The sequence below is a fragment of the Blastococcus sp. TF02-09 genome, assembly GCF_003319105.1.
Lineage (GTDB): Bacteria > Actinomycetota > Actinomycetes > Mycobacteriales > Geodermatophilaceae > Blastococcus.
This window is the reverse complement of the sequence record NZ_QOHH01000016.1, coordinates 1-24,925: the sequence shown is the minus strand read 5'-3', so window position 1 is coordinate 24,925 and position 24,925 is coordinate 1. Positions and strand designations below refer to the sequence as shown.

Annotated in this window: 24 protein-coding genes and 1 tRNA gene; 16 read left to right on the top strand and 9 right to left on the bottom strand. The window is 71.8% G+C overall.

Annotated features, from left to right (window positions below; translation table 11 throughout):
- Positions 1-183: 183 nt before the first annotated feature.
- Genes DQ239_RS19000 through DQ239_RS18985 form a run of 4 tightly spaced genes read right to left on the bottom strand, consistent with a single transcriptional unit; the run spans position 184 to position 3,853 of the window.
- Positions 184-1,608 carry an MFS transporter gene (locus DQ239_RS19000; protein WP_233489493.1) on the bottom strand — a complete coding sequence of 475 codons (1,425 nt, stop codon included), beginning with the start codon at positions 1,606-1,608 and terminating at the stop codon, positions 184-186.
- 10 nt (positions 1,609-1,618) lie between these two features.
- Entirely contained in the window at positions 1,619-2,620 is a 1,002-nt protein-coding gene (locus tag DQ239_RS18995; RefSeq protein WP_113835988.1) for an inorganic phosphate transporter, read from the bottom strand.
- Positions 2,621-2,625: 5 nt separating this feature from the next.
- Complete coding sequence (locus tag DQ239_RS18990) at positions 2,626-3,243, bottom strand: DUF47 family protein (protein ID WP_113836011.1); 618 nt, start codon at positions 3,241-3,243, stop codon at positions 2,626-2,628.
- Positions 3,244-3,292: 49 nt separating this feature from the next.
- The gene (locus DQ239_RS18985) at positions 3,293-3,853 is read right to left on the bottom strand and encodes a sigma-70 family RNA polymerase sigma factor (RefSeq protein ID WP_113835987.1); all 561 of its coding nucleotides are present in this window, start codon (positions 3,851-3,853) and stop codon (positions 3,293-3,295) included.
- A gap of 107 nt (positions 3,854-3,960) precedes the next feature.
- On the opposite strand from DQ239_RS18985, the gene DQ239_RS18980 reads away from it, so the two are divergent.
- Genes DQ239_RS18980 through DQ239_RS18965 form a run of 4 tightly spaced genes read left to right on the top strand, consistent with a single transcriptional unit; the run spans position 3,961 to position 7,851 of the window.
- Positions 3,961-4,620 carry a zf-HC2 domain-containing protein gene (locus DQ239_RS18980; protein ID WP_113835986.1) on the top strand — a complete coding sequence of 220 codons (660 nt, stop codon included), beginning with the start codon at positions 3,961-3,963 and terminating at the stop codon, positions 4,618-4,620.
- On the top strand, positions 4,617-6,401 hold the full coding sequence (locus DQ239_RS18975; protein ID WP_113835985.1) for a copper resistance protein CopC: 1,785 nt from the start codon (positions 4,617-4,619) through the stop codon (positions 6,399-6,401). Before DQ239_RS18980 ends, DQ239_RS18975 begins: the two co-directional genes overlap by 4 nt.
- Before the next feature lie 35 nt (positions 6,402-6,436).
- Positions 6,437-7,168 carry a YcnI family protein gene (locus tag DQ239_RS18970; protein ID WP_113835984.1) on the top strand — a complete coding sequence of 244 codons (732 nt, stop codon included), beginning with the start codon at positions 6,437-6,439 and terminating at the stop codon, positions 7,166-7,168.
- The gene (locus DQ239_RS18965) at positions 7,165-7,851 is read left to right on the top strand and encodes an SCO family protein (protein WP_113835983.1); all 687 of its coding nucleotides are present in this window, start codon (positions 7,165-7,167) and stop codon (positions 7,849-7,851) included. Before DQ239_RS18970 ends, DQ239_RS18965 begins: the two co-directional genes overlap by 4 nt.
- Positions 7,852-7,896: 45 nt before the next feature.
- Here DQ239_RS18965 and DQ239_RS18960 read toward each other — a convergent pair whose 3' ends face one another.
- From DQ239_RS18960 to DQ239_RS18945, 4 genes are all read right to left on the bottom strand, one after another.
- Positions 7,897-8,628, bottom strand: coding sequence for a phosphocholine cytidylyltransferase family protein (locus DQ239_RS18960; RefSeq protein ID WP_233489492.1), 732 nt, complete (start codon positions 8,626-8,628; stop codon positions 7,897-7,899).
- A 67-nt stretch (positions 8,629-8,695) separates the two neighbouring features.
- The gene (locus DQ239_RS18955) at positions 8,696-9,823 is read right to left on the bottom strand and encodes a CDP-glycerol glycerophosphotransferase family protein (RefSeq protein ID WP_113835981.1); all 1,128 of its coding nucleotides are present in this window, start codon (positions 9,821-9,823) and stop codon (positions 8,696-8,698) included.
- Positions 9,820-10,584 (bottom strand): HAD family phosphatase, encoded by a 765-nt coding sequence (locus DQ239_RS18950; RefSeq protein WP_113835980.1) that lies wholly within the window; start codon positions 10,582-10,584, stop codon positions 9,820-9,822. Before DQ239_RS18950 ends, DQ239_RS18955 begins: the two co-directional genes overlap by 4 nt.
- 63 nt (positions 10,585-10,647) lie before the next feature.
- Positions 10,648-12,186: a mannitol dehydrogenase family protein gene (locus tag DQ239_RS18945; protein ID WP_113835979.1), complete on the bottom strand. Its 1,539-nt coding sequence runs from the start codon at positions 12,184-12,186 to the stop codon at positions 10,648-10,650.
- Positions 12,187-12,611: 425 nt separating this feature from the next.
- On the opposite strand from DQ239_RS18945, the gene DQ239_RS18940 reads away from it, so the two are divergent.
- From DQ239_RS18940 to DQ239_RS18915, 7 genes are all read left to right on the top strand, one after another.
- On the top strand, positions 12,612-13,406 hold the full coding sequence (locus tag DQ239_RS18940; RefSeq protein WP_113835978.1) for a M23 family metallopeptidase: 795 nt from the start codon (positions 12,612-12,614) through the stop codon (positions 13,404-13,406).
- A gap of 22 nt (positions 13,407-13,428) precedes the next feature.
- The gene (locus DQ239_RS18935; protein WP_113835977.1) at positions 13,429-13,842 is read left to right on the top strand and encodes an AraC family transcriptional regulator; all 414 of its coding nucleotides are present in this window, start codon (positions 13,429-13,431) and stop codon (positions 13,840-13,842) included.
- Positions 13,843-13,862: 20 nt separating this feature from the next.
- The gene (locus DQ239_RS18930) at positions 13,863-14,276 is read left to right on the top strand and encodes a VOC family protein (protein ID WP_113835976.1); all 414 of its coding nucleotides are present in this window, start codon (positions 13,863-13,865) and stop codon (positions 14,274-14,276) included.
- A 115-nt stretch (positions 14,277-14,391) separates the two neighbouring features.
- Positions 14,392-14,464 (top strand) — tRNA-Ala (locus DQ239_RS18925).
- Between the two features lie 640 nt (positions 14,465-15,104).
- The gene (locus DQ239_RS20185) at positions 15,105-16,580 is read left to right on the top strand and encodes a hypothetical protein (protein ID WP_147252176.1); all 1,476 of its coding nucleotides are present in this window, start codon (positions 15,105-15,107) and stop codon (positions 16,578-16,580) included.
- Positions 16,577-17,482, top strand: coding sequence for a DNA adenine methylase (locus tag DQ239_RS18920; protein ID WP_199583176.1), 906 nt, complete (start codon positions 16,577-16,579; stop codon positions 17,480-17,482). The genes DQ239_RS20185 and DQ239_RS18920 overlap by 4 nt, the downstream gene beginning before the upstream one ends.
- A 432-nt stretch (positions 17,483-17,914) precedes the next feature.
- Entirely contained in the window at positions 17,915-18,463 is a 549-nt protein-coding gene (locus DQ239_RS18915) for a hypothetical protein (protein WP_113835974.1), read from the top strand.
- 91 nt (positions 18,464-18,554) lie between these two features.
- Here the strand turns inward: DQ239_RS18915 and DQ239_RS18910 are convergent, their stop codons facing one another.
- A complete protein-coding gene (locus tag DQ239_RS18910) occupies positions 18,555-20,234 on the bottom strand; it encodes an ABC transporter substrate-binding protein (protein WP_113835973.1) in 1,680 nt (559 codons plus the stop codon).
- Between the two features lie 199 nt (positions 20,235-20,433).
- On the opposite strand from DQ239_RS18910, the gene DQ239_RS18905 reads away from it, so the two are divergent.
- The 5 genes from DQ239_RS18905 to DQ239_RS18885 all read left to right on the top strand — a co-directional run bounded on the left by DQ239_RS18905 (position 20,434) and on the right by DQ239_RS18885 (position 24,794).
- Positions 20,434-21,165 (top strand): class I SAM-dependent methyltransferase, encoded by a 732-nt coding sequence (locus DQ239_RS18905; RefSeq protein ID WP_113835972.1) that lies wholly within the window; start codon positions 20,434-20,436, stop codon positions 21,163-21,165.
- A gap of 139 nt (positions 21,166-21,304) precedes the next feature.
- Complete coding sequence (locus DQ239_RS18900; protein ID WP_113835971.1) at positions 21,305-21,976, top strand: enoyl-CoA hydratase-related protein; 672 nt, start codon at positions 21,305-21,307, stop codon at positions 21,974-21,976.
- A complete protein-coding gene (locus DQ239_RS18895) occupies positions 21,973-22,719 on the top strand; it encodes an alpha/beta hydrolase (protein ID WP_113835970.1) in 747 nt (248 codons plus the stop codon). Before DQ239_RS18900 ends, DQ239_RS18895 begins: the two co-directional genes overlap by 4 nt.
- 39 nt (positions 22,720-22,758) lie before the next feature.
- Complete coding sequence (locus DQ239_RS18890; protein WP_113835969.1) at positions 22,759-23,325, top strand: gluconokinase; 567 nt, start codon at positions 22,759-22,761, stop codon at positions 23,323-23,325.
- Complete coding sequence (locus DQ239_RS18885; RefSeq protein WP_113835968.1) at positions 23,322-24,794, top strand: SLC13 family permease; 1,473 nt, start codon at positions 23,322-23,324, stop codon at positions 24,792-24,794. The genes DQ239_RS18890 and DQ239_RS18885 overlap by 4 nt, the downstream gene beginning before the upstream one ends.
- The last annotated feature ends 131 nt before the right edge of the window (positions 24,795-24,925 follow it).

Here is a 24,925-nt window from a genome sequence, read left to right as displayed (position 1 = left end):
CGGCCCGCGGGCGTGGCGGGTGGGGGGCGCCCTGGAGGGCGCTGGGCTCAGCCGGCCGGACAGGCGGCCGTGCACACGCGCAGCAGATCGACGTGCAGGCGGCTCACGAGGAGCAGCTCCGTCGACCGCGTCATGACCCCATGTCTACCAGTTCGATAGGGATAGGTGGTGGGTCGGGCCCACTCAGTGGGACGAGGCGCGCAGCACGTCGTTCCGGATGGTGGCCCACGCCACCGCCCCGCCGACGGCGAAGAGCCCAGCGCAGAGGACCATCGCCGCGCGGTACCCGTCGGTGAGGGCCTCCGGATCGGCGTAGTCCGCCCCGGAGAGCCCGACCGCCACGGGCAGGGCGGCGATGGTCAGCAGGGAGGCCGCACGGGCCACGGCGTTGTTCACGCCGCTGGCCACCCCGGCGAGCGCGTCCGGCGCGGCGCCCAGGACGCTGGCGGTCAGCGGGGCCACCGTCAGCGCCATGCCCAGGCCCTGCAGGACGGCGCCGGGCAGCACCTCCAGCCAGTACGGGCTGCTGCCGTCCAGCCCGACCAGCAGCAGGGTCCCGGCGGCCGTGACGAGCGGGCCGAGGGTCATGGGCAGCCGCGGCCCGATCCGCGTGGCCAGCGCTCCCGCGCGCGGGGAGAGCAGCGTGATCAGCAGGATGGTCGGCAACGTCGCGGCGCCCGCGGCGGTGGCGCCGTAGCCGAGCACCTCCTGCAGCTGGAGGACGATGAACAGCGAGCTGCCCCCGAGCGCCCCGTAGACGGCGAGGGTGGCGAGGTTGGCGCCGGTGAACTGCCGGTCGGCGAACAGCCGCGGCGGCAGCATGGGCTCCGCCGTCCACCGTTCGCGGGCGACGAAGAGCACCCCGGTGACCACCGCGACGACCGCGGCCGCGACGACGTCGGTGCCGCCCCGCGCCCCGGCGGTGATCAGGGCGTAGGTGAGCGCGCCGAGGGCCACCGCGCCCAGCACGGCACCGGCGACGTCGAAGCGGCCGTGCGGGCCGGGGTCGCGGCTCTCCGGCACGTGCCGCCCGGCCACGACGACGACCACCGCGGCCAGCGGCACGTTGAGGAGGAAGACCAGCCGCCAGCTGGCCAGGTCGATGAGCGCACCGCCGAGGAACGGCCCGACGAGCCCGGCGACCCCCGACAGGGAGGACCACACCCCGATCGCGGGTGCCCGGTCGTCGGGGCGGAACGAGGCCTGGATGAGCGCCAGGCTGCCCGGGGTGAGCAGCGCCCCGCCGACGCCCTGGAGCGCCCGGGCGGCGATCAGCTGGCCGGGGGTCTGCGCCAGCCCGCACAGCAGCGACGCCGCGGCGAACCAGGCGACGCCCACGAGGAACACCCGCCGCCGGCCGTAGCGGTCGCCCAGCGAGCCACCGAGCAGGATGAGCGCGGCCAGCGGCAGCGTGTAGCCGTTGATGATCCACTGCAGGTCCGACAGCGAGGCGCCGAGGTCGCGGCCGATCGTCGGCAGCGCCACCTGCACCGCGGTGGCGTCGAGGAACGCCATGCCCGAGGCGAGCACGGTCGCCGTGACCAGCCACCGACCCGGCGCTGTGCCCAGCGCAAGGCCGGACGGAGCGGAGGACCCGTCACCGGTCACCCGAGAAGTATCAGCCCACCGCGAGATCGGTGAGGAAGTACGCGACCGCGGCCACGGATGCGGCGGCGGGGAGCGTCACGACCCAGGCGAGCACGATGTTGCCCGCCACGCCCCAGCGGACCGCCGAGAGCCGCCGGGTCGCGCCCACGCCCATGATCGAGGTGGTCGTGATGTGCGTCGTCGACACCGGGACGGCGAACACCGTCGCCGTCGTCACCATGATGCTCGAGGCCACCGTCTGCGCGGCGAAGCCGCCCGCGGGCGTGAGCTGGATGATCCGCCGGCCGAGGGTCCGCATGATCCGGAACCCGCCGGCGTAGGTGCCGGCGCTGATCGCGCCGGCGGCGGCGAGGACGACCCAGAACGGCACCTCGAAGCTGTCGATCTCACCGGCGGTGAACAGCGCCAGCGTGATGATGCCCATCGTCTTCTGGGCGTCCTGCATGCCGTGGCCCAGGGCCATGGTCGCGGAGCTGACGATCTGCGCGTAGCGGAAGTTGCGGTTGGCCTTGGAGACCGTGGCCCGCCGGAAGGTCCACAGGATCGCCAGCATGAACAGGTAGCCCAGCCCGAAGCCGACCAGCGGCGACAGGATCATCGGGATGATCACCTTGTCGAGCACGCCCATCCACTGCACGGAGTGGGAGGCGGCCAGCGCGGCGCCGACGAGGCCACCGATCAGCGCGTGGGACGACGAGGACGGCAGCCCGAACCACCAGGTGATCAGGTTCCAGGTGATGGCGCCGATGAGGGCGGCGAAGACGATCTCCAGCCCGTTGTTGCCCTCGGGTGGGTCGATGATCCCCTCGCCGACCGTCTTGGCGACCTCGGTCGACAGCAGGGCCCCGACCAGGTTCATGATCGCCGCGAGGGCGAGCGCGACGCGCGGGGTGAGCGCCTTGGTGGAGACCGCGACCGCGATCGCGTTGGCGGCGTCGTGGAAGCCGTTGGTGTAGTCGAACGCCAGCGCCACCAGGACGATGACGACCAGCCCGATGAAGGCCGCGTCCATCGGGGTCAGGACTCCTTGACCGCGATCGTCTCGACCACGTTGGCGAGGTGCTCGAACGCGTCGGCGGCCTCCTCCAGCTGGTCGGCCACCTCCTTGAGCTTGAGGATCTCCAGGGCGTCGAACTCGCCGCTGTAGAGGCGCGACAGCAGCCGGCGGTACAGCTTGTCCGCCTCGTTCTCGATCCGGTTGACCTCGATCCAGTAGTCGGAGAGGTCCTTGAGCGTCTTCAGCCGGGGCATGGCCTCGGCGGTGACCTGCGCGCAGCGCTGCAGGAGGGCGACCTGCTGGCTCATCTCGGCCGGGAGCGTGCCCAGGCCGGTCAGGATGACCAGATCGGCCGCGGCCTCGACGTAGTCCATGACGTCGTCGAGGTTGCTCGCCAGGGAGTAGATGTCCTCGCGGTCGAACGGGGTGACGAAGCTGGTGTTCAGCGCGCGGAAGATGGCGTGGGTCGCCTGGTCGCCGACGTGCTCCAGGTCCCGCAGCCGGACGGCGAGCTCCTCACGCCGGGCGTGGTCGTGGACGAACTCGCCGAGGACCTCGGTGGCCGCCACCAGGTTCTCCGCGGACGCGGTGAACAGGGGGTAGAAGCTCGAGTCCTTGGGAGTCAGGCTGAAGGGCACGCCCGGCAGCATAGGTTCGCCGGGATGTCACCCCCCGGCCACCTCCCCGTCACCTGCGGGCGATGCCGTCCTCGCCGTCCCCGGCCACCTCGGGGAGCGAGTCGATGAGGTCGGCCCGGCCGCGCGCCACGCGGGAGCGGATGGTGCCGACGGCGCAGCCGGCGACCTCGGCGGCCTCGGCGTAGGACAGGCCCAGCAGCTGGGTGAGCACAAACGCCTCGCGGCGGTCGGGGTCCATCCGGGCCAGCAGGTCGGCCACGCCGGCCGACTCGCCGACCGGGTCCGCCCCGCCCGGAGCGGGCACCTCGGCCAGCCCGGCGTCGTCCCGGACCACCGTCAGCCGCCGGCGGCGCCGGGTGCGGACGGCGTCGGCGCAGACGCGGCGGGCGATGGACAGCAGCCAGGTGCGCAGCGACGACCGGCCCTCGAAGCGGTGCAGCGAGCCGAACGCGCGCAGGTAGGTCTCCTGCGTCAGGTCCTCGGCCGTGCCGGCGTCGCCGAGCGCGGCGCACAGCCGCCAGACGTCGGACTGGGTCGCCCGGACGAGCGCCGCGGCGGCGAGCGGGTCGCCACCGGCGGCGTCGGCCGCGAGCGCGCCCACGTCGTCCACGCGCCCATCCTCCCGCACGACGCCGCCTCCAGGCCCGCAGCGGCTCCTCGTCAGGGTGTGATCGGGGTCTCGGGAACCCCGCGAGGCGCCCGGGCGACTACCTCCACATGTCCTGCCTCACCTTTCGCGAGGCGATCTCCGCGCGGCTCGACGGCGAGTCGCTCGGGATGCCCGCTCGCGAGCTGGAGCGCCACCTCGACACCTGTGCCGGCTGCGCCGGCTGGTCCGACGAGGCCGCCCGGGTCACCCGCCGGGCCCGGCTGGCGTCGGCGCCCGCGGTGCCCGACCTGACCGGAGCGGTCCTGGCGGCGCTGCCCCGGGAGCTGCCGGGCGCGGCCGCGGCGGCCCGCCGGCAGCTGCTGGACACCGGCCTGCGGCTCGCGCTGCTCGCGGTCGGCGTCGCGCAGGCGGGCATCGCCTGGCCGGTGCTGGTGTCCGGCGCCGGTGCGATGAGCGCACCGGCGCACATGACGCACGAGACCGGCGCCTGGAACCTGGCCGTCGCCGCGGCGTTCCTCGCGGTCGCGGCGGCGCCCCGGCTCGCGGCCGGCGCGCTGCCCTTCCTGCTCTCCTTCACGGTGCTGCTGCTGCCGGTGACCCTGGCCGACCTGGGCTCGGGGCACGTGCACGCCGACCGGGCGCTGACCCACCTGCTGCTGGTAGTCGGCGTCGTCCTGGTGTCGGCCGGCGCCTGGCGGAACCGCGCCCGGAAGCGGAGCCCGCGGGTCCTGCTCTCCCGGATCCGCGAGCGGGGGCTGGCCGCGTGAGCGCGCGCCGGAGCCGCCGGCCCCTGGCCCTGCTGCTGCTCGTCGCCGGCTGGCTGCTGGGCGGGGTCGTCCTCGCCGGCCCCGCCGCTGCGCACGCCGTGCTGGTGTCCACCGAGCCGGGCGAGAGCGCCCGCCTCGAGACCGCTCCGACGGAGGTGACGCTGACCTTCAGCGAGGGGGTGTCGCTGGGCGCCGGGTACGCCCGGGTTCTCACCGGCGACGGCGAGCGCGTGGACACCGACGACGCCTCCGTCGACGGCGAGGTCATCACCGTCCCGCTGCAGCCCGATCTCGCCGACGGCGGCTACCTGGTCACCTACCGGATCGTCTCCGCCGACTCGCACCCCATCCGGGGGGCCTTCTCCTTCGTCGTCGGCGAGGGCGAGCTCGTCACGGCCACGGCGGAGGGCCCGATCGCCGACCGGCTGGTGGAGGGCGCGCAGCAGGTGGTGCGCGCGGCCGGGTTCGCCGGCATCGCGTTCGCCATCGGCGTCCCCGTGCTGGTGCTGCTCTGCGTGCCCGGCGGGTGGTCGTCGCGACGGCTGCGCCTGCTGAGCGCCTGGGGCGCGCTCACCGCGGCCGGGACGGCGCTGCTGCTGTTCCTCCTCCAGGGGCCCTACGCGGCCGGCTCCGGCCTCGGCTCGCTGCTGGACCCCTCGCTGCTCTCGGCCACGGCCACCACCACCGCCGGGTGGGCGCTCCTGGCCCGCGCCGTCCTGGCCCTGGCGCTGCTGTTCGCGCTGCGAGCGGCGTGGCGCCGCGAGGGCCCGCCCGAGGTGCCCGAGCTGGCGGCGGCCGGTGTGTTCGCGGCGGGGGTCGCCCTGGCGACGGCGGGGACCGGTCACGCGGTCGCGGGCCAGTGGCCGGTCCTGGCGATCGCGGTCACCGCCGTGCACGTCCTCGCGATGTCGGTGTGGCTGGGCGGGCTCGTGGCGATGCTGCTGGTGGTGCTGCGGCCCGGCGACGAGGACGCGGACTTCGCCGAGGCGATGCGCCGGTTCTCCCGGGTGGCGTTCGTCGCCGTGACGGCGCTGGTCGTCACCGGCATCCTGCAGTCGGTGCGGGAGCTCGGCTCGCCGACGGCCCTGGTCGACACCGTCTACGGGCGGCTGCTCATGGCCAAGCTGACCTTCTTCCTGGTCGTCCTCGGGGCGGCCGGGGTGTCCCGGGTGTGGGTGCAGCAGCGGCTGGGGGTCCGCCGCCCGCCCGCGGGACGGCGCAGCCGCGTGACCGCGCACGCCTTCGCCGCCACGGCGGCGGAGGGCCGGCCGGACCCCGACGACGACTCGGTGGCGGCCCGCGACCGGGTGCAGTCCGACGGCGCCCGCGACCAGCTGCCCTCGCTGCGCCGCTCGATGCTCGTCGAGGCCGTGGTCGGCGCCGCGATCGTCCTGGTCTCCGCGGTCCTGGTGGGCACCCCGCCGGCGCAGGCGGTCGCGGCCGACCCGGTCGACGTGACGATGCAGCTGGAGGGCTCCGCCGGGGCCTCCGGCAGCGTCCAGGTGACCGTGGCCCCCGCGCGGGCGGGCAGCAACGTCCTGCAGCTCTACCTCTACGACGACGAGGGGCGCGCCACCCAGCCCGAGCAGATCCGCGTCGCGATCACCGAGGAGCAGCAGGAGATCGGCCCGCTCGACGTCGAGATCGCGGCCGCGGGGCCCGGCCGGTACGTCGCCGAGGACATGACCGTCCCCTCGGCCGGCACGTGGCAGCTCACCGTCACCGTCCGCCTCGACGAGTTCACCGCCACCACGGCGTCCACCACGTTCGCGGTGCGCTGACCCACCCATCCGCACCACCACCCACGAGGAGTTCCATGTCCACGTCCCGTGCCCGCTCCCGGGCCGCCGTCGTCCTGGCCACCACCACCGCGGCGCTGGCCGCGTCGGTGGTCGTCGCCTCGACCGCGTCCGCACACGTGACGGTCTCGAGCACCGACGCCGCCCCGGGCGGCTTCGGCAAGATCACCTTCCGCGTCCCGAACGAGAGCGACACGGCCAGCACCGTCGCGCTGCGCATCCAGGTGCCGGAGGAGTCCGCGCTGGCGTTCCTGCAGGTGCAGAAGGTGCCAGGGTGGACGGTCAGCGTGACCAACTCCGAGCTCAGCGAGCCGGTCGAGTCCTTCGGCGAGGAGATCACCAGCTACGTGTCGGTCGTCGAGTACCGGGCCGACGCGGGTGCCGGCATCGCGCCGGGGGAGTTCCAGGAGTTCGCCCTGTCCGGCGGCGCGTTCCCCGACGACGCCGACCAGCTCACCTTCCCGACCGTGCAGACGTACAGCGACGGCACCGAGTCGGCCTGGATCGAGCCGACCGTCGACGGCCAGCCCGAGCCCGAGCGGCCGGCCCCGGTGCTGTCGCTGACCGGATCGGCCTCGGACGGCGACTCCGCCGCGAGCGCCGGGACCGCCACCGCGGCCGAGGTCGAGGACGACGGTCCCTCCGGCGTCGCCGTCACCGCACTGGTCCTGGCGGTGCTTGGCCTGCTTGCCGGGCTCGGCGGTCTGGCGCTCGGGCTGGCTGCGCGCCGACGTACCGTGGCTCCGTGAGCCGAGCACTGCGCAGCCGTACCCGGGGAGCCCTGCCGGTGCTCCTCCTCGCCGCCGGACTGGGCCTGTCCGGCTGCGGGGGCACCTCGTCGGACGAGGAGGCGGCCCCGGCCTCGGAGAGCGGGCACGACGGGCACACCGGTGACGCCCCGGCGACCGTCGAGGGCCCGGAGGACGTCTACGCCGGGTTCGACCTGGCCGAGCCCTACCGGCGGCCGTCGTTCACGCTGACCGACGCCACCGGCGCGGCCTACGACTTCCAGGCGGAGACGGCCGGCCGGCCCACGCTGCTGTTCTTCGGCTACACGAACTGCCCGGACATCTGCCCGACGACGATGGCCGACGTCGCGGTGGCGCTGCGTTCGGTGGACCCGGCGGTCGCCGAGCAGGTCCAGGTGGTGTTCGTGACCACCGACCCGGACACCGACAGCCCCGAGGTGCTGGGGGAGTACCTGGGCCGCTTCGACGCCGACCTGCCGGTCGGGTTCGTCGGGCTGACCGGGAACCAGGAGGCGGTCGAGCAGGCCCAGCTGGCGGCGGGTGTGCCGCTGGCCGAGGACGACGGCCGGGCGCACTCCGCGCTCCTGCTGCTGTACGGCACTGACGACGCGGCGCACGTCGCGTTCGACTCGGAGAACACCAGCCGCGACATCGCCACCGACCTCGACGTCGTCGTCGGCTGACGGGCGGCTGCGGCCGGCCGGGGAGCACCCCCGGCCGGCCGGCGCTCAGCCGACGTCGGCGACGGTGTTCTTCTTGACGGAGAACAGCGAGTTGGCGCGCGCCAGGTCGGTCTCGAAGTCCACCTCGACCGCGCTGTACTGCGAGATGTCGACCGCGCGGACCTTGAGGCCCTCGGTCGCGATCGCGGTCTCGATGCCGCGCTCGAAGTAGTCCTGGTCGCCGCACGCGGCCAGGTGGTCGATCAGGGTGGCCTTGTCGGCCGAGGACACGTAGTTGATGCCCACGGCCTCGCCCAGCCCGCCGACGACGGTCTTGGACAGCTCCTGCACGTAGCCGTCGGCGTCGAGGGTGTACTTGACCTCTTCGTCGGCGACGGTGTTGGTGTCCACGCAGACGAAGCTCTCGTCGGCGGCGATGGTCGGGAGCGCCAGCTCGAGGACCGCCGGGTCGAACACGACGTCGCCGTTGAGCCACAGCACGCCGCCCTCGCGGGTGGTGCGCAGGCCGCGCAGCAGGCTCTTGGAGGTGTTCGTGTCGGCGAAGTCAGGGTTGTAGGCGAACAGCAGGTCCGGCGCGGCCTTCATGATCCGCTTGCTGCGGTAGCCGACGACGACGGTGACGCAGACGTCCTCGCCCAGGACGGCGCGCAGGCCGTCGAGCTGGCGCTGCAGGATGCTGCGGCCGTCGCGGAGCTGGGTCAGCGGCTTCGGGTCCTGGCGGCCCAGACGGGTGCCCATGCCGGCGGCCAGGATGATCACCTGCACGGACTGCGTCACGCCCCGGGGGCCGGTCGTCCGCTGCGGGAGGGGTGCCGTGCCCCGCCGTACGGGGTTGAGCACTCGATCACCGGTGCGCACCAGCATCATCTCCCTCGGTCGAACTGGTCTGCCCGGTCGCGGTCGCGTCCGGGAGGATGAGATCGAGGACCCGCCGGGTCGCGGCGCCGTCCTCGAGATGGGTGAAGAGTTCCTGGAAGCGCGCGTAGCGCGCGGCGTGCTGCTCGGCGACCCGGTCGATGTCGGCGATCGCCTCGACCAGCTCCGCGCTGGTGTGCACGAGCGGGCCCGGGGCGACCTCTTCCAGGTCGAAGTAGAAGCCTCGCAGCTCGTCCCGGTACCGGTCCAGATCGTAGGTGAAGAACACCATCGGCCGGCCGGTGTTGGCGAAGTCGAACATCGTCGAGGAGTAGTCGGTCACCATCACGTCGGCGGCCAGGTACAGGTCCTGGATGTCGGCGTAGTTGCTGACGTCGCGGACGACCGAGCCCTCCACGGGGTCCAGCCGGTCCAGCACCATGTTGTGCAGCCGGAGTAGCAGCACGTGGTCGGCGCCCAGCCGCTCGGCGAACGCCCCGAGGTCGACCGGGAACTCGAAGCTGCGGCCCTCGGCGCCCTCGAAGACGAGGTCATCGCGCCAGGTCGGGGTGTAGAGCACCACCCGCTGGTCCTCGCCGATGCCGAGGCCGGCGCGGACCCGGGCGCGCACCTCGTCGCGCTGCGGGCTGTGCAGCAGGTCGTTGCGCGGCAGACCGGTCTCGTGGATGGGCCCGGTGAAGCCGAACGCCTTGCGGAGCCGCTCGGTGGTGACCGCGTTGGGGGACAGCAGCAGGTCCCAGCGGGCGATGTCCTGGTCCAGGTAGGCCAGCCGGCCCTCGGGTGCCCACAGCACGTCGTTGTGCACCCGCTTGAGCATGGTGCCGTGCCAGGTCTGGAGGTAGGTCGTGCCCGGCCGCTTCTCCCAGTCCAGCGGGATGTGGTCGTTGGAGATGACCAGGTCCGCGGCCTCGAGCGCGGCGATGGACTCCGGGCTGCCGAAGGGGACGGTCGTGACGTCGTCGGGGAAGGTCGACTCGGTGTGCGGTGCGGACAGCCACGTGTGGGTGGCCTCGATCCCGCGGGCCCGGATCTCGGTGTACAGCGCACGGGGGCTGTCGGAGAAGTGGCCGCGGAAGGCGACGTAGACGATGTTCATCGGGCCATCTCCACGGGCCGGCCGGCGAGCGCCGGAAGCAGCAGGTCGGCCAGCTCCGACCACGAGGAGACGACGGCGAGCGCGCCCGCGTCCAGCAGCGCGGCCGACCGCTCCGCGCGCTCCTCGGGCAGCACGAACAGCAGGTTGCCGACGACGGGGCAGCCGGCGGCGACGGCGGACCGGACCCCCGCGACGGCGTCCTCGACGGCCAGGCCCTGCTCCGGTGCGATGCCCAGCTGCGCGCACGCGTGCCGGTAGACGGCCGGGTCGGGCTTGCTGGTCGGCGTGGGGAGGGAGTCCTCGGCGCTGAACCGGCGGCCGGCCGGGAGGAGGTCGTCGAGGCCGGTCGCGGTGAAGCAGACCGCCAGCCGGGCGAGTGCGCTGGAGCTGACGACGGCGAGCGTGAAGCGTTCCGCCAGGCGGCGCAGCGCCTCCTGCGTCGGCGGGTGCGGCCGCAGGGTGCGGCCCAGGTGCTCGGTGACCGCCCGGCGCTCCTCGGCGACCCACGGCTCGACGTCGACGTCGGGGTGACCGGCCTGTGCGGCGAGGGTGGCCGCCGTGGACCGGAAGTTCATGCCGGTGGCCGCCGTCCGGAGCTCGGTGGGGGTGTAGCTCCGGTCGATCCCGAGCGAGGCGAGGAAGGCGTTGGTGACCTCGGCGGAGGCCTCGAACGCCGGCTCCTCGGAGGGGAAGAGGTTGCCGTCGGCGTCGCAGAGCAGGTGGGTCACCTGCTCGGGGAGCGACGGCGGAACGGTCGGCACCGGGTGGTCTCCTGTCGATCGGTAGGGCGGGGGAGTGGTGGATCGGGGGTGGCGGCGGGCCGGCTAGCGGAGCGGCACGGCGGTGCCGGCGGCCAGCGTGGCGCGGACGCCGTCGCGGTCGAGCTGTTCCAGGGCCTGCTGGAGCTCGTCGACGAACACGGCGTCGTCCACGAGCCGGCCGAAGAGCGCCCGGAGGCCGAGCAGCGGCCGCGGGTCGGTGCCGCCGACGCGCGCCAGCGCCCGCAGCCGCTCGGCGTGCGGATCGTCGATCACCAGCGGTGTGCCGGTCTCGTCGGTGCCGCGCAGGTACCGGAACCACCCGGCGACGGCGAGGGTGAGCAGCCGGTGCGGGCGCCCGGCGGCCAGCGCCTCCTCCAGCGACGGCAGCAGGTGGTGCGGCATCTTGGTGGAGCCGCGGCGGCACAGGCGGGGGAGCCCGTCGGAGATCGCCGGGTTGGCGAAGCGCTGCAGCAGCGTGCGCTTGTAGTCGGCCAGGTCGATGCCCTCGGGCGGGGGCAGCAGCGGCGTGACCTCGTCGTCCATCAGCCGCTCGACGTAGTGGGCGAACACCGGCTCGGCCATGACCTGGTCGAGGGTGCCCAGCCCGGCCAGTGAGCCGAGATAGCCCAGCGCGCAGTGGCTGGCGTTGAGCAGCCGCGTCTTCATCAGCTCGTAGGCGCCGACGTCGGGCACGAAGCGGACGCCGACCTGGTCCAGCGGCGGGCGGCCGTTGCTGAACGAGTCCTCGATGATCCACTGCGAGAACGGCTCGGTGATGACCGGCCAGCGGTCGTCGACGCCGTAGCGACGCGCGACGGCCTCGCGCTCGCCCGGGGGCGTGTGCGGGGTGATGCGGTCGACCATGCTGCTGGGAAAGGCGACCCGGTCGGTGATCCAGCGGGCCAGCACCTCGTCGCGCAGCCGGGCGAAGCCGACCACGGCCGCCCGGGCGGCGTCGCCGTTGCGGTGCATGTTGTCGCAGGACACGACGGTGAACGGCGGCAGGCCGGCGCGACGGCGACGGTCCAGCGCCTCGACGAGGTAGCCGAAGACGGTCCGCGGGCGCGCCGGGTTGCGCAGGTCGGCCCGGATGTCGTCGTCGTCGGCGTCGAAGGCGCCGGTCGAGGGGCTCAGCCGGTAACCGCTGCCGGTGATGGTCAGCGAGACCATCCGGGTGCGCTCATCGGTGAGCAGGTCCAGCACGCGGGCCGGGTCCTCGGGGGCGAAGTGGTAGTCGATCATCACGCCGACGACGCGGGCGCGCTCGCCGTCGGGGCTGCGCTCCACGACCGTGTAGAGGTGGTCCTGGGGGGCCAGCGCCTCTTTCATGGTGCGGCTGTTGAGGCCGACGCCGACCACGCCCCAGTCGCTGCTGATCCGGCGCTCGGCGACCTCGTCGAAGTAGAGCAGCTGGTGCGCGCGGTGGAAGCCGCCGACGCTGAAGTGGACGACGGCGGGCGTGAGGGCCGCGCGGTCGTAGGTCGGCACCAGGAGCTGGTCGGTGAAGGAACCCAGGGACTGCTCGGTCAGCGGGAGGATCTCCGGCCCGGCCGAGCGGGAGGCGGGCGCGGAGGAGAACGGCAGGATCTCGGCCTGCGTCATCACACCCCTCCTTCGTCCTCGTCCGTGCTGCCGACTGCGGCGGCCGGCCGGATTCCGGACCGGTGCGGATCAGCAGTACACGGGTGCGGCCCTCGGCCGCGCAATGGTTCCGGCGCACATGTCATCAGGTCGCAACCGGAGGCAGGGCGTACGGAGAGGCGCGTTTGCTCCACGCCGGGAGACCCGACATTGCCATGCGCGGACGCTCCTAAACCGGCGGTCGCCCGGACGGGTGTGACCCCGCTCATCGACCGGGCGTCTGACATCGATGTCCGTCCCGCCTGTGACGGGTGGGACGTGAGCGACGTCTCACTCGGCGTGTCTCCGATGACACGCCGTACACCTGGTCACGAAGAAGTCACGGAATGTTTCGATGAGTGCCGGCCGCTTCCCCCGGCCGACGTCACGCTGAAACGGGCAGGTGCATGCACGCAGGCTTGGGCTCCGACACCCCGACCGACCTCCTGGTCGCGGCGGAACCGTCCCGCCACCGGGCGCCCAGCAGGCACTCCCGGCGTGCGGCCCGCCCCCGTCCGTCCCGTCGTCCCGCCGTCCTGCTCGGGGCGCTGCTGACCGGCGGTCTGGCAGCCGCGGTCGTGGGCCTCGGCGGTCCGGCCGGCGCGGCGTCGGAGAGCACGTCGGTGCTCGCCGCCCAGCAGGAGATGCTCGGCGCCGAGGAGCAGCTCGAGGTGCTGCCGCAGGCGTCGGTCACCGTGGCCGAGGCCGAGGCCCGGCTCCGGGAGGTGGCCGCGTCCCGGGCGGCCCGCGCCGAGGCGGCCGTGGCGGCGGAGGCCGCTGCGGCAGCCGCCGCCGAGGCCGCCCGGCCCAAGACGGTGCTGCCGGTCGACGGTGCCCGGCTGACCAGCGGCTATGGCAGCCGATGGGGCACCTTCCACTACGGCATCGACCTGGCCGCCCCGATGCACACCCCCGAGTACGCGGCGGCCGACGGCGTCGTGCTGCGCGCGGGCTCCGCCTCGGGCTTCGGCCTGGCGGTGTACATCCTCCACGAGAACGGCGACGTGACCGTCTACGGCCACATGGACGAGATCCTCGTGGAGCCCGGTGACTACGTGGACGCCGGCGACACGATCGCCCTGCTCGGCAACCGTGGGCAGTCCACCGGGCCGCACCTGCACTTCGAGGTGCACGAGGGCGGGATCGACGGCACGCGGATCAACCCGCTGCCCTGGCTGCGCGAGCGCGGCGTCGACATCTGAGGCGGGACCTAGGGTTCCGCCCGTGAGCCGGTCGACGGAGGAGAGCAACCGCCGGTTGCTGCGGGCGCGCGACGCCATGGACCGGCGCTACGCCGAGCCGCTCGACGTCGCGACGCTGGCCCGCATCGCCTACGTGTCGGAGGCGCACTTCATCCGGAGCTTCCGGGCGACCTTCGGCGAGACGCCCAGCCGCTACCTGCAGCGGCGCCGCGTCGAGCGGGCCATGTTCCTGCTGCGCTCCACCGACCGCAGCGTCACCGACATCTGCATGGACGTCGGCTTCGCCAGCCTCGGCACGTTCAGCCGGGTGTTCCGCGACGTCGTGGGTGAGCCGCCGAGCGCGTACCGCCGTCGCGGCCCCCTCCCTCCGGTGCCGACCTGCTTCGCGATGGCGTGGGCGCGACCGAGCAGTTTCGGAGAAGCGCCGGGGGAGTGAGCGCTCCTAGCGTTCGGCTCATGCTGACCTCGATCACCATCACCCAGATCTACGTCCCCGACCAGGACGCCGCGCTCGACTTCTACGTCGGCAAGCTCGGCTTCGAGGTCCAGGCCGACATGAACTTCGGCCCCATGCGCTGGCTGACCGTCAACCTGCCCGGGCAGCCCGACCGGGCCGTGCTGCTCGAGAAGCCGGGCGCGCCGTCGCTGAGCGAGGAGACCGCCGCGCAGGTGCGCGAGTTGATCTCCAAGGGCGCGGCCGGCGGGCACCTCTTCTTCGCGTGCGACGACGCCTACAAGACCCACGCCGAGCTCACAGCCAAGGGCGTGGAGATCACCGAGGAACCGGTCGACCAGCCCTACGGCATCGACTTCGGGCTGCGCGACCCGTTCGGCAACCACATCCGGATCGCGCAGATGAAGCAGGCCTGACACTCGTAGGCCGGTGGTGGCGGCGCGCGGTGCGGCGCCACCACCCCTGCGCGGTGCTGCGCGTCCACCCCTGTACAGTTACTCCCGGCCCGGACGCACCAGACCGGGTCGGTTCGGGGCTGTGGCGCAGCTGGTAGCGCACCACACTGGCAGTGTGGGGGTCAGGGGTTCGAGTCCCCTCAGCTCCACCCCGATGACCAGGCCGTTCCCCTTCTGGGGAGCGGCCTGAGTCGTCTCTGGTTCCAGTTCGCCCACCCTTACCTGGCGGCAGCAGGGCGCTCATCCGGTCGGCGGGTTCCCGATCCAGTTCTGACAACACGTGCCTGTAGACGGCCAACGTCGTGCGCAGCCGGCTGTGTCCGAGCAGCTCCATGACGACCCGCGGGTGTGCGCTCTCGCTCAGCAGCATGGTGTCAGCCATCGTGTAGCCGTCCTACAGGCGCTCAGCGCGGTCGCCTAATTCCGACACCACCGCCGGTCAAGCGGCTGTCCGCCCGCCCACGCTCCGATGCCCGAGAGACCCGATAGGCCCTCGAAGCGCCATCCACACGCACGAATCAGGCGAACCTTACGCGTCCATGCCAGCATCACGACAACGCAGGGCGCCGAGCCCCGATGACCAAGAGGAAGAGCCGAAAGGTGCGGATCAACGAACTCCGCATGAAACCGGTGGCCCGTGAGCAAGGATCTGGACGCAGTGCCGTCGCATCAGTTGGCGCATAAGTATCAGCTCTCACTCGAGCGGCAACCTCCAAGGCGTCGACGGTTCGTCAGCTCGAGGGGGCCGTCTAGGCTCGCGTACATAGAGCTGACCAGGACGACGGGGGTATGGTGGACTACAAGCAACTTCGGCCTGCTCAGATCCTGCTCGATCCGCAGAACCCCCGGCTTCCCGATGGCACCTCCAACGACCGAGAGGCGATCAACCGCCTCTTAGGTGAGGGGTACAGCCAACTGCTGGCGCTGGCCCGTGACCTAATGGAGCGGGGGGAGGTGAACCCCACCGAGCTGCCTATCGTCATGAAGGACGGCACAAAGTTTGTCGTGCTTGAGGGCAACCGGCGTTTTGCGGCTTTGAAACTCATCGACGATCCGAGGCTTGCGGACGACCCCGCCCACCGAAACGCTTTTGAGCGGTTGAAAAGGACCGGGGGTGCGCCGCCCAGCTCGGTGTATTGTGCGGTAGCTGCTGATCGCGACGAGGCCGACCATTGGATCACCCTGCGTCACACCGGTGCGAACGATGGTGTTGGCGTCCGTGTTTGGAGCGCCGAGCAGAATGCTCGTCATAGACAACGAATGCGGGCTCCGATCGACAGCGGGACTGCGCGGTCGATAGCGATCGCCGATGAGTTGACCGAGGCCTATCAGGCGGACCTAGACCTGGTTGACCGCATCAAACGAGTCCGTGTTGAGAAGTTGACCAACATCGGCCGCCTTTTTAGCGGCGTGATGCTTGCCCGCATGCAATTCACGATGCGACAAGTCAACGAGAACGGGCCGCAAACCCTCTGGGCGCGACACACGGCAAGCGAACTTCACGGATACTTCCGCTGGGCGTTTCAGGTGCTCGAGGAGCGATCGGTTGACGCTTTCAAGAACGACAGCGTGCGCAGCGATCTGCTTAATGAGGCTGGAGCTGTCCTTCCCGCCGCGGCGCAATCGCTTCCCGAGGCTCAACGGCTGGCCGACTACCCGTACTCGCCTCCGCGCAGGGGTAGCGACCCAACTAGAGAATCAGACGCGGCGCACGGCGGGTCCAGCTCCAATTCCTCCGCACCCGCTACCCCGCCGGTTAGCAACGACAAGGGCAAGAATGAACCTGAGTCCTCCGGTGAGACGGATACGCTCGGCGGGGGGCGGCAAAGAGACCAGAGACCTGAGCGCACGCTCTACTCCAACGTTCGATTGCCGAACCTGTCGGCCAACCTACAGCGCCTGCTTCGAGAAGCCCGACAGTTGCCAATCGAGGAGAATTACGCCGCTGCATGCGTCCTCGCTCGCGTAATTCTTGAGCTAGCGGTATCTGAACCCAAAGTATTGGCGTGGTCGGGTAAGAAGGAAAGCGATTCACTGAGGGACAAGATCCGGGGCTGTCTCGAAAGTTTAGACCCGCAAATCGACAGACCCAAGCGGACAAGGCAAGACCTCGTGCAGGCACACTTGGAGACCAGTGGCATCGGCGTCGTATACATGCATCAGTTTATGCACAATCCCTCAGCCAAGGCTGACCCCCATCTGGCAAGACGCTTTAGTGCGGCCTTCACGCCACTGCTCAACAGCATCAACGAGTCTGTGCAGTGAGCGGTCCACAATACCTCTCTCCGCTCCGCTATCCCGGTGGTAAGGCGCGTCTAGCTCCGTACCTTGCACGCGTAATGGCTAGCCAGTCGAGTCCCGTCGCGACTTACTGTGAACCCTATGCAGGCGGGGCCGGAGCTGGCTTGCAGTTACTCTACGACGGCCGCGTCTCGCGGCTAATCATCAATGACTTAAATCCGGGAATTGCCGCCTTTTGGCGTGCGGCGTTGCACGAGACTGATGCGTTCGTTCAACGTATAGCTGACTGCTCCGTGGACTTGGCGAGCTGGCACAGGCAGCGGGAGATCTACTTGACGCCTAGTGGTCGCGACGACTTAACTCTCGGCTTTGCCACATTCTTCCTCAACAGGACAAACCGGTCCGGAATTCTGAGTGCTCGTCCCATCGGAGGCCTTGAGCAAAAGGGGCAGTGGCTAATCGATGCTCGTTTCAATAAAACGGACCTGATTCAGCGCCTGAAAAGGCTTTCTGCCCTTGCTCCGCAAATTGATGTCAGGCAGCAGCGCGCTATCGACCTGATTCGACTTCTCAACCGGCGCACGAGGCCAATACTCCTCTACGTTGACCCGCCATATGTTGTACCCGGTGAAGAGTTGTATATGACCGACCACTCCTGGCTTGAGCACGCGCGTCTTCACGAGGTATTGGCCAAGTCGCCACACCCATGGATTCTGACCTATGACGCTGATGATCGGACGCGAGCTCTATATCATCAGTTCCGCTGTCTGCGCTTCGGCATCTCGCATACGGCCCAGGTGCAGAAAGTAGGCCGAGAGTACATGTTCTTTAGCCGCGGCTTACGCGTTCCTGACCGTTTCATCATGCGCGACGAGGGGGAGTGGGTAACGTCGTCTGGTCCACTCGTCGAAACGAGCGGTACCTAATAGGCGACCGCACTCGCTCCGCCGCTGGTTCCCCGGCCCCCTCTGGTATACGTGCGCCCTCACCGCAATCGCGCTGCGTCAGAGATGTTCGGTTTGCGGTCTTGTCTTAGTCGGCGACGCTCGCCCAGAGTCTGTTGACGTTGGCCGTTGTCGGAACGCGCACGTCGGTTGGTGTGCGGAGTACTAATTGGCCGCCAGAGGGGCGATCATGACGGCCCGGCAGTTTGTGTCCAGGGGTTCGAGTCCCTTCGCCTCAACCTCGATGATCGGGGCGTTCCTCCGCCGGAGGGACGCCCTGAGTCGATTCTGGTGGCATGCAGGCCGGCTCGTCGAGCGTCGGCGTCGGCACCGCTCTCGTCCGTCCCGGCGGACGGGACCTTTCGGTCAGGCTGCCGATGTCCCAGCGGATCGTCGGGGTGGGATCGTGGTCGCATGGCGGAGATCGACGTGCGTGCGGAGAGCGCCGGCGGGGACGCGCGGCGGGATCAGCGACGTCACGATCGCGACGACGCCGCCCGGCAGCGGGACGACGCCGCGGACGCGCGCGAGGACGCCGCCCGCCACCGCGACGACCGGGCCCGCGAGCGGGACGAGCGAGCCATCGACCGAGCGGTTGCCGCCGGCCGCCGGGCCACCGCCGCAGCGGAGCGCAGTGCCGCGCACGAGCCGTCGGCGTCCGCTCCGCGCACCTCGGGGGAGGAGCGCTCCGACGCGGAGGAGCAGCAAGCCGCCATCGACCGGGAGATGGAGGTGAGCCGGCAGTCGCAGGCCCGGGAGGAACGAGCGAGGGCAGCGGCTGACCGCGACGCCGACGACGCCGATCGCCAGGCCGCGCGACAGGACAGACTCGCGTCCGGCCAGGACCGGGAGCACGCCCGACTCGACCGCGAGGCGGCTGCGCGCGACCGGGCCGCGGCCTCCGCCGATCGCGAGCAGGACGAGATCGACTGGCAGTCCAGGCCGGAGCCGCAGCGCGACTGATCGACGCTCGCGCACGAACGCCCCGGTGCCGCAGATGCACGACGGCCCGGGCGGTGGTCCGCCCGGGCCGTCGTGTCCTCGGTGGTGCTTGCTACTCGGTCGTCCAGACCTCGCCCCACATCGTGGTGGCACCCGGGACGCCGTCACCCTCGGCCTCGTCGGGGAAGGTCCAGCCGTCCACGTTCTTCACCACGTCCCGCACCGCGACGTCGGTGAGGGTGTAGCCGGTGAAGAGGTTCGGCACGTTCTCGGCGATGTCCATGCCGATGGCCTCGACCGCGGCCTGACGCTCCGCGACGTCCGTCGTGGTGCGCAGCGTCTCCAGCCCCTCGTCGATCGCCGAGCTGGTGTACCCGGTGAAGTTGAGCGGGCCCTCGGTGAACGCGTTCCGCAGCGTCACGTAGGGGTCCTGCTCGTCCCCGACGCGCCAGCACTGCACCTCGTACTCCTTCGAGATGCCGTTCTGCACGTGCGCCGCCTGCTCGACGGTCTCCAGCGAGACGTCCATGCCCAGCTGGCTCCAGAAGTTCTGGTACAGCTGCGACAGCTCGTTGAGGGTCGGGTCCGGCGGGCAGCGGTAGGTGAAGGCGATGTCGGTCCCGACCGGCTGACCGTCCGAGCGCTGCGGGTCGTTGATGTAGTCGTCGTAGAACTCCTGGGCCTGCTCCACGTCGTAGGTCGGGAAGGCCTCGGCCACCTCCTCGGAGTAGAAGGGGCTGTCCGGGCTGAAGTACTGGGTGGCGGCGGGGGTCAGCCCGGTACCGCCGATGACGTCGATGAGCGCCGGCTGGTCGATGGCGTAGGCCAGGGCCTGCCGCACCCGCAGGTCGTCGAACGGCGCGATGGACGAGTTGATGATCGACCCACCGGCGTTGTTGCCCAGGTACTCGTAGTTGTCCACGCCGTCGAGGTCGCGGGCGCGCTGGACCGTGCTCTGCCGCAGCGTCTGCATCACGTCGATGTCACCGCTCTGCAGGCTGGAGACGCGGGTGTCCTCGTCGGGGATCGGCCGGAACGTGATGCCGTCGAGGTAGGGCAGGCCCTCCCGCCAGTAGTTCTCGTTCTTCTCCACGACGAAGGCGTTGTCGCGCTGCCAGGAGACGAACGAGAAGGGGCCGGTGCCGACGGGCTCGGAGCCGGCGTCGGGACCGGCGGCCGCGGCCGCCGTCGGCGAGAACGGCCAGCCCGGGGAACCGGTGAGGACCGACGGGAACGCGGCGTTGGTCTCGGAGAGGACGTACTCCACCGTGAGGTCGTCCACCACGTTGAGCGCGGTGACGTCGGCCAGCGTGTTCCGCACGTTGGACGTCGGCGCGGTGAGGTACTCGTCGAAGATCGTCTTGAGCGCCTCGGCGTTCAGCGGCGTGCCGTCGTGGAACTGCACGTTCGGCCGGAGCTTGAGCGTCCACACGGTCAGATCCGCGTTCGGCTCCATCGACTCCGCGAGGTAGGGCTGGAACTCGCCCTCCGCCGTCCGCTTGATCAGCGGGTCGTAGATGGCATAGGCGACCGTCGTGCCCGAGTTGCTGAAGCTGCCCTCACCGGGCAGCCAGCTGTTGGTCTCGGCCTCCAGACCCACCGTGATCTCGCCGCCCTCGACGGGGTCACCCTGCTCGGAGAACTCGTCGGCCTGGACGCCCTCCTCGCCGGACCCGCTCCCGCCACCGTCGTCCCCCCCGCAGGCGGCGGTGCCGAGCAGTACTCCTACGAGCCCCAGGGAAGCGAGAGCCCGCTTCCACGGGACCTCGGTCGGACGTCGATGTCCTCGCATGTGTTGTCTCCTCAGCCGTTCGCGTGCAGAGCCACCGGTACGCGGGCAGGGTGCCGCGGCGGCGGGCGCCCGTGGCGCTAAGCGCGATCTCTACCGTGCGCCGTGATGTGAGTCACTAGTTCGACCCATGAATGTTGCCCAGCTGTGATGCAAGTAACTCGATGGCGCTGCCGGGCGTCACCGGTCAGGCTCCGCAGCCGTGACGAGCAGCGACGTGTGGGACAAGGAGACGGCGGCCGGCTACGACCGCACGTCGGCGCACATGTTCCGGCCCGAGGTCCTCGACCCCGCGGTGGACTTCCTGGCCGCGCTGGCGGGGGAGGGGCCGGCCCTGGAGTTCGCCGTCGGCACCGGCCGGGTGGCCATCCCGCTGGCGACCCGGGGCGTGCCGGTCACCGGCATCGAGCTGTCGCAGCCCATGGCCGACCAGCTCCACCGCAAGCGCCCCGACCTCCCGGTCGTCGTCGGCGACATGGCCACCGCCACCGCGCCGGGCCCGTTCTCCCTGGTCTACGTGGTGTGGAACAGCCTCGGGAACGTGCGCACCCAGCGCGGGCAGGTCGAGTGCTTCCGCAACGCCGCGCGGCACCTGGCCCCGGGTGGGCACTTCGTCGTCGAGCTGGGCGTTCCGCAGCTGCGGCGTCTCGCGCCGGGGCAGACGGCGGTCCCCTTCCACGTCGGCGGGCGCCACGTCGGCTTCGACACCCTCGACCTCGTGACCCAGCAGGGCACCTCCCACCACTACTGGCGGGAGGACGACGGCACCGTCCGGTACGCCGCGAGCAACCACCGCTACGTCTGGCCCGCCGAGCTCGACCTCATGGCGCAGCTGGCCGGGCTCGAGCCGGTCCGCCGGGTGGCCGACTGGCACGGGCGGCCGTTCACCGCCGACAGCGAGAGCGCCGTCTCTGTGTGGCGCCGGCCCGGCTGAGGTCCGCTCCGCCCGGCCCCGTCCCGACGCCCCGAGCGGGACGCGCACGGCCGGACGGCATGATCGGCGTCGAGACGGGCCCCCGCCGCCGGCGCGGTAGGCGGGCCCGAGCCGATCGACCCCTCCGGAAGGACCCGCCATGCCCACCCTGGACCGCTCCGGCGACGTGTTCTTGCTCGACCTCGGGGACACCGAGAACCGCTTCCACCCCGACTGGCTGGCTGCGGTGGACGCCGCCCTCGACGAGGTGGAGCAGGCCGACGGCCCGCGGGCGCTCGTCACCACCGCCACCGGCAAGTTCTTCTCCAACGGACTGGACCTCGAGTGGCTCGCCGGCCACGAGGCGGAGCGCAGCGGGTACGTGTCCGCGGTCCAGCACCTGCTCGCCCGCGTGCTCACCCTCCCGCTGCCCACGGTGGCCGCGATCCAGGGCCACGCCTTCGCCGCCGGCGCGATGCTCACGCTGAGCCACGACGTCCGGGTCATGCGCGGCGACCGCGGCTTCTGGTGCCTGCCCGAGGTCGACATCCAGATCCCCTTCACCCCCGGGATGTCGGCGCTCATCCAGTCCCGCCTGGCGCCGCAGACCGCGCACGTCGCGATGACCACCGGCCGCCGCTACGGCGGCGCCGAGGCCGCCGACGCCGGGATCGTCGACCAGGCCGTCGCCGAGGACGCCGTCCGGTCGGCCGCGGTGGAGCTCGCGGGCGCGCTGGCCGGGAAGGCCGGCGCGACGCTCGGCACCATCAAGACGCGCATGTACGGCCCGGCCCTGGACAGCCTGCGGGCCGACTCCCCGCAGCTGGGATGAGCGCCGCCGAGGACCGCTCGGTCCTGCAGCTGCCCGCTCCCCGGCCCGACCGCGAGCTCCGGTACGGCGACCACCCCGACGCCGTCGTCGACGTTCGCCTCGGCGGGCCCGGCGCGGAGGGGCGGGCGCTCGTGGTGCTCGTGCACGGCGGCTTCTGGCGGCCCGCCTACGACCGCGTGCACCTGCGGCCGCTGACGGCGGCGCTGGCCGAGGCCGGCTGGACGACCGCGGCGATCGAGTACCGGCGGGTGCCTGGCCGGCCCGACGACACGGTGGACGACGTCGCCGCGGCCCTCCGGTACCTGGCCGGGGTGCCCGAGCTCGCCGGGGCCTGCGACGGGCGCCTGGTGCTGGCCGGGCACTCCGCCGGAGGGCACCTCGTGCTGCAGGCCGCCGCCGATCCGCGGACACCCCCGCTGGCCGGCGTGGTCGCGCTGGCGCCGGTCGCGGACCTCCGGCTCGGCGAGGAGCTCGCCCTGGGCGACGGCGCCGTGCGCGCCTTCCTAGGAGGGGCCGCGGCCGACCGGCCGGACCTCGACCCGGTGCGGCAGCCCGTGCCCGCGGCCCCGGTCACGGTCGTGCACGGCACCGACGACGCCATCGTCCCGCTCGCCCTGGGCCGGTCGTACGTCGCGGCCCATCCCTCGGCGGGCCTCGTCGAGGTCGAGGGCGGGCACTTCGCCGTCATCGACCCGCGCAGCACCGCCTGGCCCGAGCTGCTGGCCGCGCTCGCCTCCGCCTGAGGGGTCGCCCCGCCGGGCGGGCAGGCCTACCGTCGGTCCATGCAGGCCGACGGCACGGTCCCGCCCACCACGGTGGTCGTCATGGGGGTGTCCGGCGCCGGGAAGACGACGGTGGCCGAGCGGCTCGCCGAGCGGCTGGGCTGGGAGTTTGCCGAGGGCGACGACTTTCACCCGCGGGCCAACGTGGAGAAGATGGCCGCCGGGCGCCCGCTCGACGACGACGACCGCTGGCCGTGGCTGCGCACCATCGGCGGCTGGATCGACCAGCGCGAGGCGACCGGCCGCTCCGTCGTCGTCACCTGCTCGGCGCTCAAGCGCAGCTACCGCGACCTGCTCCGCGAGGGGCGGCCGTCGGTCTGGTTCGCCCACGTGACCGTCGACCCGGAGCTGCTGCGCTTCCGGATCGAGGGACGGACGGGGCACTACATGCCCGCGTCCCTGCTCGACAGCCAGCTCGCCACCCTCGAACCGCTCCAGCCGGACGAGGCGGGGGCGGAGATCTCCGGTGCCGGATCACCGGACGGGGTGGTCGACGACCTGATCGCCACCCTCGGCCGGGACCGCGCACCCCGGTCCTCGACCGACCGCCCGGAGGCATCGCCATGAACCTGCTCGCCGCCGAGGCGGTCGAGGCGTCGGGCAGCGACGCCCGGCTCATCACCGCCGCGATCCTCGGCATCGCCGCCGTCGTCCTGCTCATCACGTGGCTGAAGGTGCACCCGTTCCTCGCCCTGATCCTCGGGGCGGCGGTGCTGGGCACGGTGGGCGGGCTGGCCGCCGAGGACACCATTACCAGCTTCACCGGCGGGGTCGGCGCGACCGTCGGCAGCGTCGGCCTGCTGATCGCGCTGGGCGCCATGATCGGGGGTCTGCTCGCCGAGTCCGGGGGTGCCGACCGCGTCGTCTCGGCGTTCATCGACAACGTCTCGGCGCACCGGCTGCCCTGGGCGATGGGCGGGGTGGCCGCGCTCATCGGCATCCCGCTGTTCTTCGAGGTCGGCGTCGTCCTGCTGGTGCCCATCGTGCTGCTGGTCGCCCGCCGCAGCTCGCTCCCGGTGCTCCTCGTCGGCATCCCCGCGCTGGCCGGCCTGTCCGTGCTGCACGGGCTGGTGCCGCCGCACCCGGGACCGCTGGTGGCCATCGACGCCCTCGGCGCGGACCTGGGGCGCACGCTGCTGTTCGGCCTGATCGTGGCCGTCCCGTGCGTGATCCTCGCGGGGCCGGTCTTCGGCAGCTGGATCAGCCAGCGGATCGACCTGCCGCTGCCGGCGACGGTGGGCGGCGGACCGGCCGACGACGGCTCCTCACCGAGCCCCGCGCGGGCCGACCTGGGCACCCCGGACGAGGACGAGCAGCGCGCCGCGGTGGCCACCTCCACCGCGACGTCCACGGGGACGCCGGTCCGTCGGCGGCCCGGGCTCGCCGCCACCGTCGTCACGGTGCTGCTGCCGGTGGTGCTCATGCTGCTGCGCGCGATCGCCGAGCTCACCCTCGACGAGGGCACGCGGCTGCGCTCGATCCTCGACGTCGCCGGTACCCCGGTCGTCGCCCTGCTGGCGGGCGTGATCCTGGCGATGTTCACCCTCGGCGTCGCGGTCGGCTACGACCGCGAGCGGATCTCCTCCATCGTCGGCGGCTCGCTGCCGGCGATCGCGGGCATCCTGCTGATCGTCGCCGCGGGCGGTGGCTTCAAGCAGGTGCTCGTCGACGCGGGTGTGGGAGACCTCGTGGGGCGCGCGGCCGAGGACCTGAACCTCAACGCGCTGGTCCTGGGCTGGCTGGTCGCGGTCGGCATCCGGCTGGCCACCGGGTCGGCCACCGTCGCCACGATCACCGCCGCGGGCATCGTCGCCCCGCTGGCCGCGGACCTGGACTCCTCGACCGTCGCCCTGCTCGCGCTGGCGATCGGTGCGGGTTCGCTGTTCTTCTCCCACGTCAACGACGCCGGCTTCTGGCTGGTCAAGGAGTACTTCGGGATGACGGTGGGCCAGACCATCAAGAGCTGGTCGGTGATGGAGACGATCATCTCCGTCGTCGGCCTGCTGGGCGTGCTCGCGGTCTCCGCCGTCGTCTGACGAACCGCTTTTCCGCGGAAAAGCGGGCCTCGGGTTCAAGGGGTCGATGCAACACCCCAGCAGATCGGGGTGGTGTCGATGGGGCGTCCGCGGATGCCGAGGGAGATCGAGCGCAGGTTCTGGCGGTTGAT